Below are 17,588 nucleotides of genomic sequence, written 5' to 3' on the forward strand. Positions count from 1 at the left end.
CCCGAAGTAACTATCAAACTTCAGAATTGAGCTTCAGTTACTGTGTAATATACGCTCTTGTGAAATCAATTGCTCCACTAAAGTCAAGCCCGATGTCTTTTACATTCGGTTTCGTTAAGGAAACATTTGAATAGTAGTAGATCGGAAGCATTACCATATCATCTTGAACCAGAATTTTCTCTGCTTTTGCAAAATCTTCCATGCGTTTAGCTGGATCAGTTTCTGTTTTGGCAGCTTTAATCAAAGCATCATATGCAGGGTTAGCGTAACCTGCATTGTTATTACCATTGCCTGTTGTCCACATATCCAGGAATGTCATCGGATCATTATAGTCAGCAGACCAACCACCACGAGCGATTTGGAAATTCAGCTTGTTACGTGTTTGGATAAATACGCCCCACTCTTGATTTTGGGTTTTAACGTCCACACCAAGGTTTTTCTTCCACATATCAGCTACTGCCAAAGCAATCTTTTGGTGACTTTCACTGGAGTTATACAGCATGGTTATTGTAGGAAGTGTAGTTATGCCTTCCTCTTTCATACCTTCTTGAAGCAATTTTTTCGCTTCAGTGAAGTCTTCTTTGAAGTAATCATCTTTATTCTCACTACGGAATTCTTGAGATACTCCTTTGATACCTGGAGGTACAAAGCCGTAAGCAGGAATTTGACCGCCCATTGTTACACGTTCAACGATCGGTTGACGTTGAATAGCCATCGCAAACGCTTTACGGATTTTGGCATTGTTAAATGGTTTTTCAGTTACATTAAACAGGTAGTAGTACGTACTTGCAATTCCTTTAGCCTTAAACTCGTTAGACAATTCGTTTTTCACAGCCGTAATTTGGTCAGTAGGAATTTCACCTGTTGGCATACCTGCATAATCAAGTTGTCCACTTCTGTACGAAGCCAGTTCAGTTGCACCACTGTTTACAAGGGACATCGTAATTTTGTTCAACTTGATTTCGTCTTTACCCCAATAGTTTTCGTTCTTGGTTACTTCGATCTTTTGACCGCTATCCCAAGCCGTTAATTTGAAAGGTCCGTTAGTAATCATGCTATCTTTCTGAACAGCCCACTTATCGTTACCTTTAATAGAAGGATTTACAGGATAGAAAGTGTAGAAAGAAGTCAATCCTAAGAAGTACGGAGTTGGGTGATCCAGCTCTACTTGCAATGTATGGTCATCAACAGCTTTAACACCTACATCTTTAAAATCTGTAATTTTAGTGCCTTTATAAGATTTCGAAGTGCTCAGGTTGTAGCCCTCAGCATTTTTGATATAGTACAATTGGTAAGCATATGGAGGTGCCGGAGCCGTCGAAGGATCCAATACCCGTTGCCAAGCAAATACGAAGTCGCTTGCTTTAACTGGGTCGCCATTACTCCATTTTGCAGTATCACGAAGTTTGAACGTGTAGGTTTTGCCGTCATCAGAGATTTTCCAAGATTCAGCAACGCCAGGGATTTCTTTGCCGTCAGGGCCCATACGTACGAGACCTTCATACAAAGTTTTCAGAACCGCGTTCGTTTGACTATCCTGAGCTTGTGCCGGATCGAAGGTTGGCGGCTCGGAAGAAAGGTTAACGCGCAAAATTTGCTTGTCGGCCGGAGCCGGCGTAGTCGAGGTGTTTTCTTGTGCGCCCTTACCATTGGTATCGTTCTTGCTGGAGCCGCAACCTGCGAGCAATGCGCCAACTGCAAGAATGAGTGTCAAAAGGACTAAAAAGCTTTTCCTTTTCATCTAGCGTTTTCCCCCTAGTTCTAAAGTGGTATATGTTTATAGATTATACAACCAGCGGTCAAAAAAATCTACATTACATTTCTTCAAATTGAGCTTTTTTTTCAAAAAAACATGATTAATTCATATTTTTTCACCATTCCATGTCATCTTATATCACATGATGTTGAATATATTCTTAAATATACCAACAACAGTCAACAAAATATACGCCAATGTCATTGCTATAAAAGTTAATCTCCAGACCGCTCTACATAATCTTTTACCATCAACCTTTCCTTTTATTCGATTTTGAGCTCCTCCAATTAAACCCAAGGCCAGTAATAGGAGCAGTAGAATCAAATAAAAACCGAATCGAGATGTAAAAATGACGTTAAAGAGTGCTGCGACGGAAAATATCAGAAAAAACGTGGTAATATCCATAGAAGTAAGTAACGATTTCTTTTTTTCCATTTTAAGAATGTAGCGACAAACCGCAAACACGATCAAAAACGGAAAAAAGGGAAGAATACTGAAAGTGATAATAGTACCTTGTATAAGACTCAACTGATCACCCCTCTTTTAGCCGCATACCTTCAATTAATTGCCACAATACCTCATGAGTTGGTGCAGTAACCCCAGCCTGATCTGCCATCTGCACCAGTTGTCCGTTAATTGAAGCAACTTCCGTCATGGACTGTGCAAGTACATCAGCTAGCATGGACGAGTGATTTTCTGCCGTTGACCGGCATACATTTATAATTTGCTCCCACCATGCGTTTTCCCAGTGGATACCATGAGCTTCATACACTTGAATGCCTTCATCGTACAACCTGCGCATCATATGTATTCGAATAGGGTGCGAAAGCAGCTCGCCATTACGAACTCGCCATACCGCCGTCAGCGGATTGATTACAGCATTGATCAACAACTTGCGATACATACCGTTCTCGATTTCTTTCGACAAGCAAGCGTCAAATCCTGCTGCAAGCAGCCGATTTAGCACACATTGGTTAAAATTATTGTTCTTCGACTCCTCCCCTTCCTCCGAACAACCTATTTCAGTAACACCCGATCCTGCATGTACAATAGATGCGACTCCCTGCCTCTTGGCTCCTTCAGTCGTCACAGCAGGATATACCACAGCTTTAGGCCAAGCCTTTCTAATGCGTTCTATATGACCGATTCCATTTTGCAAGCAAACGATTCCTATAGCTCTGTCCATTTGAGCTGCAGGCTGGATCTGTTCTAATACTTCCTCAATCGCCCCCTGTTTGGTCATAAGCATTATCCATCGTGCCGGAGCCTGTGAATTTAACCGTTGCCAATCTGCCAATGGCGCTACCTTCAATTTATCTCCGGACACATGTATTGCCACCTGTCCCTCCTTATCAAACACAGTAATTCCTTCATGAGTAATGACGCGTGCCTGCTCAAGTGTACGTGTCCACAGCCTTACTTTTGTACCCGAGGCAGATAACCTCCCGGCAAACAACAATCCCAGCGAACCCGCTCCAATAATATCAATCACCTTTGTATCGTCTCGCTTCCATCTTTTTTTCTACTATATCATATGCACTCTAAAGAAATACAAAAAACGCCAACTACGGCAAAGCGCTAGTTGACGTTTTATTTCAGAATTGCAGAAGTAATCTTGTTACTCAATGCGCTCCAGATTCCCATTGGCGTCCATTTTGAATCTGGATTTAAGCTCTTCCTCATCTTCAGTAATTAGAGCCAAGCGCCGAGCCCGGTCCATAATCTGAATCAGAGCTTTATAATCATCATTCACAACACGATAGTCGGTTTGCACCTCATTCACTTCTTTGGACAGCCGGTCATTAATGGAGCGAAGCTGATTCAATTCTTCTTCCTTTTCCCGTAAATCTTTCTCCAGCATCTTAATCTGCCGATTCGTTTCCTGGACGGATCCCTTCCATTGACGCAAGAAACGAATTACTGCATCAATAGATAATGTATCCTCACTCGTACCATCTGTTCTGTACCCACCTTCAACTGTATCAAGCGAGGCAAAAGCCGCAACCTGTGATACACCTACCGGGTTCTGCTTGCGGATATAACTGCGCTTCTGGCGCTGTGCTTTGGCAATGCTAATTGCTTCATCGTAACGTTTGCGCACGCAACTGTTCCAACGAAAGCCGCATGCTGCAGAGGTTCTTCCTATCTTTTGTCCAACCTCCTCAAACGCAGCAAGCTGCGTTCCACCTTCACGGATATGCCGCAATGTCACCTCCGCCAATATCAAGTCATCTTCCACACTCCATGCATCTTGTCTTATTGCAGTCATGCCTCTAGCCCTCCTAACAACATCCTGAAATAACCGTCTTCATGAACCGATCCTGCCGGTATTTGAATAGGGTATAAAAGCTGTTTATTCATTCCTATGCCTCTCGTAGAGTTCATAGAATCTATTTGATACTAAATTGTATTTCCATTTCTGCAAGAACTCATACGTGAACGTAAACAGTTTCGGGTTTCAAGCATGCTCAGACTGCTGTACAATAAAATGAATGGTTAAAGAAACAGAAAGGATCATATACATTACTATTAGTTTTTTTCGGGAATACATAAAAGGGGAAACCAAATGAACAAACGAATAAAAATCACAATCAGCACCCTGCTGAGCACCATTATGTTGCTAACTTTCATTTATGTACGTCCTACTCTAGCCGCTCCCTCCCAAGAAGAAAGTCAGATTTTACAAGATAGCCTGTCGATTGTAGAGATAGACCATGAAATTGAGCGAATCAGTCAGGAGCAACAGACTCTTTTGCAGCGCCAGCAGGAACTGCGAAGTAACCTCACCGTTCAGCAAGAGCAAATGACCATACAACGGAAGCGTGCAGGCTCTGTGCTGCGATCTTATTATATGGGGGAAAGGGACAAGCTGTTAAGTGTGGTGCTAGGGGCAAAAAGTATAAGGCAACTTCTCTCTCTGTACGATTACTACTTGTTATTGATTAGTCACGATCAGGATGTGCTTCAAGAATACGAATCCAATTATCAATCTATGCGAAAAACAGAACAACAAGTCACCCAAGCCTCAATGGAATTGGAGACAGTCAAAACAAGCTTACTGGCTCAACGTAAACGCATTGTCCTGCTTCAGTCGCGTGTAAATGACGGCGTTAACGCCAGTAATGACCCGGATACCCTACGCAAGCTAATTGGCGAAATGACAGCTTATTGGGAGAATGTAGGTGTCTACGAGGTAAATAAACACTTTAAAGCATTAGCTCAAGCTATGCAGGATTTACCGCAATTCATTCAACAACAACAAGGTGCCATGGTTACAAATGGAAAAGTCATTACGATAAGCATTCGTGAAGAGGACTTTAACCGTTTTTTAAAGTCAGAAAATGAATTGTTTAATCACTTCAACTTTACATTTGCGCAGGATCAAATTATGGTAGAAGGCCAACAAGGAACGATGAAATTAAGGGTAGAAGGTCACTACACGGTGGAGAATGAACCAAAAAATTCAATTTTATTTCATGTGGATCGATTAGTATTTAATGGTCTGGAACTACCTGATACGACCCGCAACAAGCTGGAAAGGGATTTTGATCTGGGTTTCTACCCACAGCAGCTTATTTCCTATGTCAAAGCCACAGAAGTACGTACTTTAGCAGGAATGCTTGAAGTTAAGCTCGAATTAAATTTTAAGTAAACTGGCTTTTGCTTGCCTTCAATGTTCTGAATTTTCACGCGTATAAAACAAGACCCCGGGATATTCCCGAGGTCTTGTTATTTGTAATAACGATATGGACTTTATAGCAGATCGGCTGCCAACTGTGCGAGCTTGGAGCGTTCTCCTTTTTCCAACATGATATGCCCGCTAATCCCTTCTTGCTTAAACCGCTCCACTACATAGGTTAAACCGTTGCTGGCTGCATCCAGATAAGGGTGATCAATCTGCTCCGGGTCTCCCATCAAAATGATCTTGCTTCCCTCACCCACCCGAGACACAATCGTTTTAATCTCATGTCGGGATAAATTCTGCGCCTCATCGACTATAATAAATTGCCCAGGTATCGAACGTCCGCGAATATAAGTAAGTGCCTCCACCTGAATACTGCCCAAGCCCATCAAAATTTTGTCGATATCACCTGATTTTTTGGCATCAAACAGATACTCCAGATTATCGTAGATTGGTTGCATCCACGGACGAAGCTTTTCATCCTTTTCTCCTGGTAAATAACCAATATCCTTGCCCATAGGAACAACAGGTCGAGCAATCAGCAGTTTCTTGAAGCGATGTTCATCCTCTACTTTAAGCAAACCTGCCGCCAGCGCCAGCAACGTTTTGCCCGTACCCGCTTTTCCTGTAATGGTCACGAGAGGGATATCATCATTAAGCAAAAGCTCCAATGCCATCCTCTGTTGAGCATTGCGCGCGCTGATTCCCCATACTGATTCGTTACTTAAGTACAGCGGCTCTAATCGCTCTGCCTCCTGGTTAACTTTCAGTAATGCTGATTTTCCAGTTCCCATTTCATCTTTCAGAATGACAAATTCATGTGGATACAGTGTATAAGGTAGTTCCAGTGACTTGATTAGTAAAAAACGGTTAGAGTAAAATTCATCTATGATGGACGGGTGCACCTGTATTGCCGAGTATCCGGGGTATAGCTCACTTAAATCGCCTGTTCTATCGGAGAGGTAGTCTTCAGTCAGCAGTCCCAATACATCTGCTTTGATCCTAACCAGCACGTCTTTACTGACCAAAACGACCGAACGCGGCTCAGGCTGCTCCTGCTCTTCCAGATGATAATTCAAGGCGACCGCCAAAATCCGGTTATCGTTCGAAACCTCCCCGAACATCTCCTGAACTTTCAAAAAACTTCGGTGGTTCAACTCAACCTTAAGCCTTCCACCTTGGGGAAGTGGAACGCCACTATGCAGATGGCCCACTTCTCTCAACCCGTCCAACAATCGCGATACATTGCGGGCATTCCGTCCAATCTCATCCGCGTTGCGTTTTTTGGAGTCGATTTCTTCCAGAACTACAGCTGGAATAACAACTTCATGTTCTTTGAAGGTAAAAATGGCTTTCGGATCATGCAGCAGCACATTCGTATCCAGCACAAAAATTTTCTTCACTAAATCCCCTCCAAAGCGGCGTGGACAATCTCGTGTTTCATACCTATACCTATTCACCGGGTACCTAATACTTGCTGATTCCCTGAAAAAAGAACCCCAAAGCAGCATAAAACAACGAAAAGTTGTAAGTGAAATAGCCTCTGAGCCTGTCCATTTTTGAATTTAGACACAAAAGGCCCAGTGATTGCTCACTGGACCTAGACTTGGTTCACTATAACTTTAGACATACCTCAACCCCCTTATGTTATATAAGAGCTTTACTCGCTGCGAGTATAACATAAGCGGGAAGAAAGATACATACTCAGGAATTGGAAGAAGCTGCGGTATTGTCGCTTGCTTTTTTAGCTAACTCCTCTTGTAGCGCTTGTTTGGCCAAATCGAGCTGTTGCTCATCAATGTACACATACGGGCTACGCCATGTTCCCGCTACCGGATTGTATTTCACATTTTGCTTGGAAATATTCCAATAGGTTTGTACGATATTCTTCATTTGCTGTGACTCAATATCTGTCATCATATTCTTATCAACCGATTTAATAATTGCACTAAACTTGGTCAAAGCGTTAAAGGATTGCATTTGGTCAATTAGAGAATGAAGCACCTGATTTTGTCGACGATTGCGATCAAAATCGTCAGATTCAGCTGTTCTCGGACGACAATTCGATTTGCGGTAGCGAACAAAATCAAGAGCCTGGTCACCGTTCAAATGCTTGGCTCCAGCTGTCAGATTAATATCGGTACCATCTGCACGGTCACGATAACACATGTTTTTATCAACCGTCACATCTACGCCACCCAAATTATCTACTACATCTCTAAAGCCCTGGAAGTTAATAACCGTCACATAATCGATATCAATGTTTAAATATTTGCCGATCATCTTCTTCATCTGTTCTTCAGCAACTTCACCAGATTCTTTTTCTCTAGCCTTAAACACCGGATAATACTCATTCAACTTGCGAGGTTTATATCCATCCATTTCTAGACGCGTATCGCGCGGTAGGGACACGATGGTAGACGATTTAGTATTGGGGTTCAATGTAGCTACCATAATAACGTCGGACAAATAAGTCGGATGATCAGGGCGGTAATCGGTTCCTAGCAATAAGATAGTCAAAGGCTTAGTTTCTGCCAATTGTGTTTTGGGTACTTCCTTGTTGATCCCCGTATCCAAAACTTCCTCTACCTGATTGTAAAGATAGTAGGTATAACCACCTGCTGCTAAAATACCTATAATGAGCAGAAACAAGACAAACTTCATAAACGATCTGAAAAAGCTTTTTTTCTTTTTCGTTTTTTTCGGTTTGGCGGATTTTTTCCCAGTTTGTGTCCGGGGAGGCAATCCGTTCGAAAGATTACTCATGCTTCAACACCTTTTCCTGCGTTTTGAGAAATATAGCTTTCTCCAAGTTTACAATCCTAAAACACATACAGCGGCGCATCCCGTTCCCGGGCGTCGCCGCTGTGGCCAAAGACCAATCCAATCAATTACATATTTGCTTGTGCTGTTTTACGTTGTTTCTCTGCACGCTCGCGTTCACCTTTGTTCAAAATCTTTTTACGCAAACGGATGGCATTAGGTGTAATTTCGCAATACTCGTCATCATTCAGGTATTCGAGCGCCTGCTCCAAAGAGAAGATTACAGGTGTTTTCAGTTTAACTGTATCGTCTTTTGTTGCTGAACGAACGTTTGTCAGTTGTTTTTCTTTACAAATGTTAACGACGATGTCGTTATCACGTGTGTGCTCTCCAACGATCATACCCTCATAGATTTCAGTACCTGGCTCTAGGAACAAAATACCGCGATCTTCTACGCCCAGCATACCATAAAATGTAGAGCTGCCGTTTTCTGTTGACACGAGTACACCCTGATGACGTCCACCTACTTGACCGCCAACAAATGGTCCATAGCTGTCAAACGCATGGTTCATTACGCCATAACCACGAGTCAAAGTCAGGAAGTTTGTAGTGTAGCCGATCAGACCACGTGCAGGGATCAGGAATTCCAAGCGAACTTGTCCGGTGCCGTTATTAATCATGTTAACCATTTCGGCTTTACGGGAGCCCAAACTTTCCATAACTGCGCCCATGCTTTCTTCCGGAATATCAATAAGGAGACGTTCGATTGGCTCCATTTTCTTACCATCAATTTCCTTGACGATAACTTCCGGTTTGGACACTTGCAGTTCGTAACCTTCACGACGCATGTTTTCAATCAAGATACCCAGATGCAACTCACCACGTCCGGATACAATAAAGGCGTCCGGGCTATCCGTTTCATCAACACGTAAGCTGACATCCGTTTCGAGTTCTTTCAGAAGACGCTCACGCAATTTACGGGATGTTACCCACTTACCATCGCGACCTGCGAATGGGCTGTTGTTTACCAAGAAGGTCATTTGCAGTGTCGGCTCATCAATCTTCAGTACAGGCAGCGCTTCAGGATGGTTTGGATCAGCAATGGTTTCACCAATGTTGATATCTTTAATTCCCGCAATCGCTACAATGTCACCAGCGCCCGCTTGATCCGTTTCAATACGTTTCAGGCCTTGGAAGCCGAACAGCTTCTCAATACGCGCCGATTTACTACTACCATCACGTTGCATAACTGTGACTGCTTGCCCCTGCTTGATGATACCGCGGTTTACACGACCTACTGCAATTCGGCCAAGGTATTCGTTATAATCCATCAGTGTTACGAGGAATTGAAGAGGCTCATCTACATTCTCAGTTGGAGCCGGAATATGCTCTACAACTGTTTCGTACAATGCTTGCATGTTATCGTCTTGCTTTTCAGCATCCATGCTGGATGTTCCGTTCAGCGCCGAAGCGTACACAACAGGGAATTCCAGTTGCTCATCATTCGCACCCAGCTCGATGAACAGATCCAGTACTTCGTCAATAACTTCTGCCGGACGAGCCGCCGGACGGTCAATTTTGTTCACTACAACGATAGGCGTCAGATTTTGTTCCAGCGCTTTACGCAGTACGAATTTCGTTTGCGGCATGCAACCTTCGTAAGCATCTACGACAAGTAAAACACCGTCAACCATTTTCATAATCCGTTCCACTTCGCCACCAAAGTCGGCGTGTCCCGGTGTATCTACAATGTTAATCAGATAATCTTTGTAAGTGATAGCTGTATTTTTAGCCAAAATCGTAATACCGCGTTCACGCTCCAGATCGTTGGAGTCCATGGCGCGCTCCTGAACAGCCTCGTGTTCTCTAAATGTTCCGGACTGTTGAAGCAGCTTGTCGACAAGCGTCGTTTTTCCGTGGTCGACGTGGGCAATAATCGCAATATTGCGAATGTTTTCTCTAGCATGCATGGTTTGTATCCATATCCTTTCCGTATATCAAAATAGTGTCTCTATCCTGAAGCAGTGCTGATTCAAGGCTAACAATCGTTCTTTAGGCCCACTCCCTGCCAGCCTTCTATATGTTTCAGGCTTTGTACAGACAGCTTCTCTCTCCGATTCGCGTGAAAACCTTAAAATAAGCGTCAGAAATCATTCCGACGCTCTTATCATATCCATTATATTATAGTTGAAATATGTCATAAAGCAAGACATTATTGCCTGTTCCGTAATTTACCGCCATAAAATCTCATTGCTTGTCGTTTACCATTTGCGTTTGCCACGGTTGTTTACGACCAACCAGATTCCAGCGCCGATCAGTAAAACTGCAATAACATATATGATACCCGTTCTTAACAGGGTAATGACCAATAAAAACACCGATACCAAGCCCAATATCACGCCCCCCGTATATACATTACGAGAAAGCGAAATATCATTAATGGCGTACTCCCATAATCCAACCGCCACACCTAGAAGTAACAAAGGCCATAAATAGGCCATTAAATGCCAGCCCCAAATATTGCAGAGCAAAAATAAGAAGCCATAAACCGATAAAATCCCTGCTGGCAGCAACATAAAGGGTGAAACTTTACGCTTCATGTACATTGCATGCAGTACGATTCCAGGTATTAAAAACAGCAAAGGCCAAAAGTTTCGTCCCAAGAAGGAGAACGTCCCCAGTTTCCCCAACAAAATAATCAGTCCTACGGCAACAATGCCCACTCCGATCATACGCTCTTTTCCGGAATTCATCGTGGTCTCCTTTGTTTGCTGAATTTGTTTTTAGGTCGCTTAATGTGATTGTTTTTAAGTATATTTTAGCCGATGTTTTCCAAAAAAACTACGTTCAAATATGATGAGCACGTAGCTGACGATATATTCCTGCAATCACAACTGCTGAGGCTAAGAGTCCTGGTAACCATGCATGTATAAGCTCTCCCGCACCTGCTAACCATACACCCAATCGGGGATCACGCAGTAGCATTTCTCCTGCCGTAAAAGCCAGGATTGCAGATCCGAGCAAAACAAGTACAGGGAACCGGTGAAGCCAGATCGCAATTACGTTGCTGCCCCAGACAACTATCGGAATGCTAATTGCAATACCAATGACAATAATGGCGATATCCCCATCTGCTAGTGCTGCAATAGCTAATACGTTATCTAGACTCATCACAAAGTCCGCTACCAGAATCACCTGTATAGCCTTCCATATGGTTGTTTCTGCTCTGACTCCTACATGATCCTCACTCTCATAAAGCAGCTTAAACGCAATCCATAACAGAAGTAGACCGCCTGCCGCCTGAATAAAGGGTATGCCCAGCAAAATGACAGCTACAAAAGTCAAAACACAGCGCAGGAGGACTGCACCGACTGCCCCCCACCATATAGCTTGACTCCGCTGCCTTGCAGGCAAATTTTTGCTCGCCATGGCTATAACAACCGCATTATCACCGCTTAACACCAAATTAATCATTAATATTTTCAACAGCAAAATGATATGCTCCATGTGTACAAACACCCCCATCCTACTTGTATGCGAAATAGGACGAGGCTATGCTTATAAGCTTTGTCAAATAAGTCATCATTTATTAAAAAATGATGTCAAATTCGTTGAGTAAAGACCTTGAAATCAATAACAAACAGCCATATAATGAATCGTATTTCCGGAAAACGGGTATTAAAATAAACAACATACAATGACTTTAGGATGTTTAATCAGGGAGATGAGAACGATTGATATGTCCGGACTTCAGTTCTTTTGGCTACTGCTTAATGTGATATTTATTGATCTTCTGCTCGCAGGGGATAATGCGATTGTAATTGGACTTGCCGCCAGAAAGCTGCCTCCTGCAACGCAAAAAAAAGCGATTCTGTACGGCACCGGTGGTGCCCTGCTTATTCGCATAGCAGCCACCATTGTGGTACTCTGGCTGCTTCAAGTACCGTGGTTGTTACTCATCGGGGGGATTATGTTAGTCTGGATTGCGTATAAGTTGCTCGTAGACCAGGAGGACCATACCGAAGTCAAAGCGGGAACAACATTATGGGGTGCTATCCGCACGATTGTTGTAGCCGATGCGGCTATGGGTCTGGACAATGTGATTGCTGTTGCTGGCGCTGCCCAGCAGCATTTGCTACTTGTAGTGCTGGGTCTGTTAATCAGCGTGCCAATCGTGGTATGGGGAAGCACTCTTTTTATTAAACTGATCAATAAATTCCCCTGGATTATCTATTTGGGATCGGCTGTGCTTGGTTATACGGCCTCTAATATGATTACTGAAGAACGTAAGCTGGAACCCTACTTTACCGAGCACCCTGCGCTGCGCATCTTGTTTATTGCTACAGTTATGGCTGGTATTTTGCTCACGGGATATCTTCAAAATCGCAAAGCAATGTCCAGTCGAGAAAAAGCTGTTTAAAATGCTTCAAAAACTGTTTTAACTAAAATCAAAAAAGGCAGACCCCATAATAACAGTGGGTCTGCCTTTTTGTTTAAAACCAATCTTCCTGTATAACTTCCTCATTACGCCCCTCTATAGCTCCGCCTGACTCCAGGACAAGCGTTTCCGTTGCAGCCACAGCCTGTTCAATCAAGGCATTTAAATCCCGAATAGAGGCTTCAATCTTTTGAACAACCCACAAATTTGGATTGGTCGTTGGGGATTTAGGAACAAACAATGTGCAGCAATCTTCATATGGAAGGATGGATAAATCGTAGGTGCCAATTTGCTTAGCGATTTCCGTGATCTCCTGCTTATCCATCATGACGAGAGGTCGCAGCAATGGTAATTCTGTTGAACGGCCAATCACATTCATGCTGGATAACGTTTGACTAGCAACTTGACCCAGACTGTCACCCGTCACGAGTGCCAGCGCTCCTTCACGCTCAGCCAGCATCGTTGCAATTCGCAGCATAGACCGTCTCATTAGCGTTATAATCAGATTGTCCTGTCCAGTGCGCGTAAAGGCCGTCTGCACCTCTGTAAACGGTACAAGGTGGATTTTGATCCGCCCTGCATAGCCTGCTAATACCCTTGCCAATTCAATGACCTTTTCTTTCGCACGCTCACTTGTAAACGGATAGCTATAAAAATGTACACATTCAATTTCCAGTCCTCTACGCATGGAAGACCATCCTGCTACCGGGCTGTCGATTCCACCAGACAGCAGCAGCATAGCTTTACCGTTCGTTCCTAACGGAAAGCCCCCTACAGCCATAATAACATCGCTGAATATATAGGCCGCCTGCTCTCTGACCTCCACACGCAACTCAATATCTGGTTGATGCACATCGACCCTCAACGCTTGAAACTCTCGCAAAATAGGAGAACCAATTAAATGGTTCATCTCTTGTGAGGAATGAGCAAACTCCTTCCACACTCTGCGGGCATTTACCTTGAAAGTCGTTCCCTCGGCCACATTCAGCTCACGCATCAAAGCTACAGCGGTCTCAATTATAGCACCCAGCTCGACAGGAGCCATTTTGACAGGACTTATTGTCGTGATGCCAAACACTTTTTGTAACACTTGAATGATCTGTTCATAAGGCTCTCCTCCGAGTACCACATAAATCCGTCCAAATTCCTTCCGCAAAGAAGCGCCGGGAAACGGCTTGAGCAGCAGCTTCACGTGATTCAGTACTGCCTTTTCAAAACGAGTTCTATTCTTCCCTTTTAATGTAAATTCACCGAAGCGAAGTAACAGCATATCATAGTGCATTTTAACGTTTCCACCTTTCAAGGGATTCCAGCTTGGCTACAGCCTGTTGCAGTGCAAGTATAAGCTCATCGATATCCTGTTCCGTATGCTCGTCACCGAAGCTGATACGAATGCCGCCAGATGCTTCTGCCTCATTGCGGCCCATCGCCTGCAGCACCCGGCTGGGCTCGGCCAACTTCGAAGAACAAGCCGATTTGGTGGATACGGCCACACCTAGTTGCTCCAGCGTATGCAGCAGCACCTCGGCCTTCATACCCGGATATGAAAAGTGGACAATATGCGGTGCTTCCTCCCCGCTGTTTAGCCGCAGTTGAGGGATTGTCTGCACTTCTGCGACCACCCGTTCTCTCCACTCGGTCATACGTCGTGCTGTTTCTGCTTGTCGTTCGCCCGCTAGTCGTACCGCTTTGGACATACCAACAAGCAGTGGCACATTTTCCGTACCTGCACGAAAACCCTGCTCCTGAGAGCCGCCACTATGCAGTGGGAAAACCTCTACACCTTCCCGAACGAATAGTAGTCCAGCACCTTTAGGTCCACGCAGCTTATGCGCAGAGAGGCTGTACAGATCAGCCTGCCAGCCCCGGATATCAACCGGCAGCTTTCCAAACCCTTGTACACCGTCAATATGAAATAGAATACGGGGGAACTGTTTCTTCAGCGCAGCTCCGATATCATGCACCGGTTGCACCCTTCCCGTCTCATTATTGACATGCATAATACTGACTAAAATCGTATCTTTACGGACAGCGGCACAAACCTGTTCGGCGCTCACATGCCCTTCTGCATCGACAGGTAAAAATGTAACCTCAAAACCCAGATTTGTCAGTTGTCTGCAAGCTTCATACACAGACGGGTGTTCTGTCGATACAGTAACAATATGCTTGCCTCTGGTCTGATACTGCAAAGCTACTCCCTTAATAGCAAGATTGTTGCTTTCCGTTGCCCCAGATGTGAAGACAATCTCTGATGGATACACTCCCAAAGCCGCAGCACATACTTCGCGCGAACGCTTAAGCAACTTATCCGCATCCTCTCCATACCGATGCATCGAAGATGGATTGCCATAGTGGCGTCTCATGATCTCGGCAACGGTTGTAATCACCTCTTCAAAAGGCGGAGTTGTCGCGGCATAATCAAAATATTTCATTAAACTCCCCTTTCTACCCTACAACTGCTGCAACAAAAAAAGACCAAAACAGGGAAAGGTCGCTACATTATAGCGACACCCTTTCCCCATATTGACCCTGTTCTGCGGACCTAATCTAAATTGAAATTACGCACTTTTTTCGTTATAAGCTATAGGGCTTAGATCGTATATTTTTCACGTGCATTTTGAATCTTGTTAATATATCTTTGCGTTTCCAGCGGAAGCTTATCCAGTACAGACATTAACTGTTCATCACTACTTACACCAAGCCGCTGCACCCGTCCGGGACCTGCATTATATGCAGCCAGCGCCATATTTTCTTGTCCGTTAAAACGTTTAATCTGATAAGACAAATAACGAACTCCAGCATCAATATTTTGTCCAGGATCATACGGGTCACTGACTCCCAGACCTTGAGCCGTAGCATCCATAAGTTGCATAAGCCCTTTGGCCCCGGCCGAAGAAGTGACCGACGGATTGAATGAAGATTCCGTATCAATAACTGCTTTAATCAACGCTACTGGAACGCCGTATTTCTGACTAGCCTCGTTAATCAAATCATCATATGCCGTAGGTGTTGTAGGTCCGTCTGTTGCTGTGCTGGAAGGAGCGGGATACAATGACGAAGCCGTTCCCCTCGAAGGTCCCAATTGAAGCCAAAGCAAACCATTTTCGTCTCTGGTAACATCACTTGAATTTTCTCGAGTCACAGCACCATCTGTTTCCAACTGACCTACTTGTTCCAGTAATCCGGAAAAAGCGTCCGTTGTCCCCGTCTGGGTTGTAGCACTCATATTATTTAACAGCTGCATGTCTAACATGGACTTGGACACGCGCGGATCAATTTGCATGTGGTGTTCCCAACTTTCTATAGTTGTTATATCCCAAATAGCTTGTCGTTACTGCTATGATACAACTTTTTACTATGTACTTCCATACCTTTTAATGAAAAAAAGCTCCGTTTCTGTCGAAAAGACAGCGGAGCTTTATAGATCAGCTTAAATGTAATTATATCACTAAGATGATTTTTCTCGGATATACAAAAGAAAACTGTACTTTTTCCTCCAGCAAGGTCAGCGAACGAACGGGATAAAAGCAAAATAACTCAATGTCGCCAGCGCCCCAAGACCAATCGACCAAATGCCGGTCGTTTTGCTGCCATTCACATAAGCAAAAAAGCCTAAAACTGCAGCAATAGGCCCCAGAACAATGGACCACATAAACAATGAGGCAATTCCCGCAGCCAGACCAACATAGCCAGAAATACGACCACTATTGTTTATAACTTGCTCTTCACCCTTGACCTCATGTCGAGTCGCAACTGAGCCGGGAGCAACCTCTGCTGCATATTCCTCACGATCATTACGGCGCTTGGCAGATCGTTCATGAATGTGACGGGGGTAATCTACACGTTTGCGGCTAACATGCTCTTCATTCTGATGCTTGTCGTTTTCATGATCTTCCATAATAAACTGCACCTCCAAATGCAAAATGAATCGCGTAATAAAATTTACACGGACTTCGGTTTAAAAGTGTGGCAACAGGTTGCGGCTGACGTGTCGGCCTTATCACGTTCTTCTGAACTGAAGCTTTCCCCCGCATATTCTTCTTTAAATTTCTTTCCGGCATGACCATCAACTTCAATCATGATCAAATCTGCCTTGCACAAGTTGTTTTCTCCCCAATAATGACAATTGGCTACGCTACACTTAACGATTGGCTTGGCCTCTTGGCTCATGATCATCACCTCGGATTCATTGTCCCCCCGCTATCCCGCACCTATGCGTTTATGGTATATGGCAGTTGGTGACATACGAAAAAAGCCGCTTCCTTCACCTCCTCCAAAATGGCAGGAAGCAAGTAGAAAACGGCTTGCTTGTCTTGTTTTAGTTTTTGATTAGAAATGATCTTCCCCGTTGAATGCTTTATGCATGAGTACGGCGAGTCTGCATCCGGCGCTGAGTCAAATAGTCACTTTCATAATAAGTCAGATCATCACGCAATTCTTCAAAATTTTTCGTAATGTCCATGATCACTTCGCGAGCGGCTGGCACTGGCGTTTTACGGAAGCGGATAGCATCTTGCCCCGTATACGCATAGCGTCCATCCTCTGCGTAAGATTCATTTTTGGGATAAAAAAAGCTGTTCACGCAGTCATGGTAAACGTTATACAATGCCTTTTCCGCAAAATCGACGTCAAAATTGGCACGGCGTAAAGCCACACCCAACTTTTCATAAGATACTTCGGAAAAAACAAGGACATGACGGAGATCCGACAAAAAGCCTTTGTAAAAGAGCACGGACTCCTCATTGCCATCTGCAGCCAGTTGCGGCAGAGCATGCTCATTGAGGAATGTTTCCACCCGTTTCACGGCAGTTTTCAGTCTCTCCTGCGCCGACTCACATAATTTTTGTACGTTGACTGCTGACATCAAGGCAGCTCCCCCTTATTTGTTGCTTGTTCATCAATTTGGTTACCCGAAAATAGTCCCCTCTAACCGAAAGAGCTGTAATTTT

At 44.1% G+C, this 17,588-nt stretch carries 17 protein-coding genes; 2 read left to right on the forward strand and 15 right to left on the reverse strand.

Annotated features, from left to right (window positions below; genetic code table 11):
* Positions 1 to 37: 37 nt before the first annotated feature.
* From NSQ57_RS16230 to NSQ57_RS16245, 4 genes are all read right to left on the reverse strand, one after another.
* Positions 38 to 1,741, reverse strand: a complete 1,704-nt coding sequence (locus NSQ57_RS16230) for a peptide ABC transporter substrate-binding protein (RefSeq protein ID WP_340932662.1) — start codon at positions 1,739 to 1,741, stop codon at positions 38 to 40.
* A 153-nt stretch (positions 1,742 to 1,894) separates the two neighbouring features.
* Complete coding sequence (locus NSQ57_RS16235; RefSeq protein WP_013311106.1) at positions 1,895 to 2,284, reverse strand: DUF3397 domain-containing protein; 390 nt, start codon at positions 2,282 to 2,284, stop codon at positions 1,895 to 1,897.
* 4 nt (positions 2,285 to 2,288) lie between these two features.
* On the reverse strand, positions 2,289 to 3,248 hold the full coding sequence (locus tag NSQ57_RS16240; RefSeq protein WP_340956092.1) for a 2-dehydropantoate 2-reductase: 960 nt from the start codon (positions 3,246 to 3,248) through the stop codon (positions 2,289 to 2,291).
* Between the two features lie 126 nt (positions 3,249 to 3,374).
* On the reverse strand, positions 3,375 to 4,025 hold the full coding sequence (locus NSQ57_RS16245; RefSeq protein ID WP_039272257.1) for an RsfA family transcriptional regulator: 651 nt from the start codon (positions 4,023 to 4,025) through the stop codon (positions 3,375 to 3,377).
* A 297-nt stretch (positions 4,026 to 4,322) separates the two neighbouring features.
* On the opposite strand from NSQ57_RS16245, the gene NSQ57_RS16250 reads away from it, so the two are divergent.
* A complete protein-coding gene (locus tag NSQ57_RS16250) occupies positions 4,323 to 5,408 on the forward strand; it encodes a hypothetical protein (RefSeq protein ID WP_341039646.1) in 1,086 nt (361 codons plus the stop codon).
* A gap of 101 nt (positions 5,409 to 5,509) precedes the next feature.
* Here the strand turns inward: NSQ57_RS16250 and NSQ57_RS16255 are convergent, their stop codons facing one another.
* The 5 genes from NSQ57_RS16255 to NSQ57_RS16275 form a co-directional block, all read right to left on the reverse strand.
* On the reverse strand, positions 5,510 to 6,841 hold the full coding sequence (locus tag NSQ57_RS16255) for a PhoH family protein (RefSeq protein ID WP_029517767.1): 1,332 nt from the start codon (positions 6,839 to 6,841) through the stop codon (positions 5,510 to 5,512).
* 301 nt (positions 6,842 to 7,142) lie between these two features.
* Positions 7,143 to 8,204 carry an LCP family protein gene (locus NSQ57_RS16260; RefSeq protein ID WP_039272259.1) on the reverse strand — a complete coding sequence of 354 codons (1,062 nt, stop codon included), beginning with the start codon at positions 8,202 to 8,204 and terminating at the stop codon, positions 7,143 to 7,145.
* A gap of 125 nt (positions 8,205 to 8,329) precedes the next feature.
* Positions 8,330 to 10,171 (reverse strand): translational GTPase TypA, encoded by a 1,842-nt coding sequence (gene typA, locus NSQ57_RS16265; RefSeq protein WP_029517769.1) that lies wholly within the window; start codon positions 10,169 to 10,171, stop codon positions 8,330 to 8,332.
* Between the two features lie 291 nt (positions 10,172 to 10,462).
* A complete protein-coding gene (locus NSQ57_RS16270) occupies positions 10,463 to 10,954 on the reverse strand; it encodes a hypothetical protein (protein ID WP_039272260.1) in 492 nt (163 codons plus the stop codon).
* 94 nt (positions 10,955 to 11,048) lie between these two features.
* Positions 11,049 to 11,708, reverse strand: a complete 660-nt coding sequence (locus NSQ57_RS16275; protein WP_342425027.1) for a TerC family protein — start codon at positions 11,706 to 11,708, stop codon at positions 11,049 to 11,051.
* Between the two features lie 217 nt (positions 11,709 to 11,925).
* Here NSQ57_RS16275 and NSQ57_RS16280 point away from each other — a divergent pair, with 217 nt between their 5' ends.
* Positions 11,926 to 12,621 (forward strand): TerC family protein, encoded by a 696-nt coding sequence (locus NSQ57_RS16280; RefSeq protein ID WP_069010274.1) that lies wholly within the window; start codon positions 11,926 to 11,928, stop codon positions 12,619 to 12,621.
* Between the two features lie 73 nt (positions 12,622 to 12,694).
* Here NSQ57_RS16280 and thiI read toward each other — a convergent pair whose 3' ends face one another.
* The 6 genes from thiI to NSQ57_RS16310 all read right to left on the reverse strand — a co-directional run bounded on the left by thiI (position 12,695) and on the right by NSQ57_RS16310 (position 17,503).
* Positions 12,695 to 13,921, reverse strand: a complete 1,227-nt coding sequence (thiI, locus tag NSQ57_RS16285) for a tRNA uracil 4-sulfurtransferase ThiI (protein WP_209949506.1) — start codon at positions 13,919 to 13,921, stop codon at positions 12,695 to 12,697.
* Position 13,922: 1 nt separating this feature from the next.
* Positions 13,923 to 15,071: a cysteine desulfurase family protein gene (locus NSQ57_RS16290; protein ID WP_165149077.1), complete on the reverse strand. Its 1,149-nt coding sequence runs from the start codon at positions 15,069 to 15,071 to the stop codon at positions 13,923 to 13,925.
* Between the two features lie 158 nt (positions 15,072 to 15,229).
* The gene (locus NSQ57_RS16295; protein WP_318627858.1) at positions 15,230 to 15,922 is read right to left on the reverse strand and encodes a lytic transglycosylase domain-containing protein; all 693 of its coding nucleotides are present in this window, start codon (positions 15,920 to 15,922) and stop codon (positions 15,230 to 15,232) included.
* Between the two features lie 222 nt (positions 15,923 to 16,144).
* Positions 16,145 to 16,537, reverse strand: a complete 393-nt coding sequence (locus tag NSQ57_RS16300) for a hypothetical protein (protein ID WP_322251723.1) — start codon at positions 16,535 to 16,537, stop codon at positions 16,145 to 16,147.
* A 44-nt stretch (positions 16,538 to 16,581) separates the two neighbouring features.
* Complete coding sequence (locus tag NSQ57_RS16305) at positions 16,582 to 16,809, reverse strand: DUF1540 domain-containing protein (RefSeq protein WP_029517777.1); 228 nt, start codon at positions 16,807 to 16,809, stop codon at positions 16,582 to 16,584.
* Between the two features lie 187 nt (positions 16,810 to 16,996).
* Entirely contained in the window at positions 16,997 to 17,503 is a 507-nt protein-coding gene (locus NSQ57_RS16310) for a YpuI family protein (RefSeq protein WP_029517778.1), read from the reverse strand.
* Positions 17,504 to 17,588: the final 85 nt, after the last annotated feature.

This window comes from Paenibacillus sp. FSL L8-0502, assembly GCF_038593055.1.
Taxonomy (GTDB): Bacteria; Bacillota; Bacilli; order Paenibacillales; family Paenibacillaceae; genus Paenibacillus; species Paenibacillus polymyxa_D.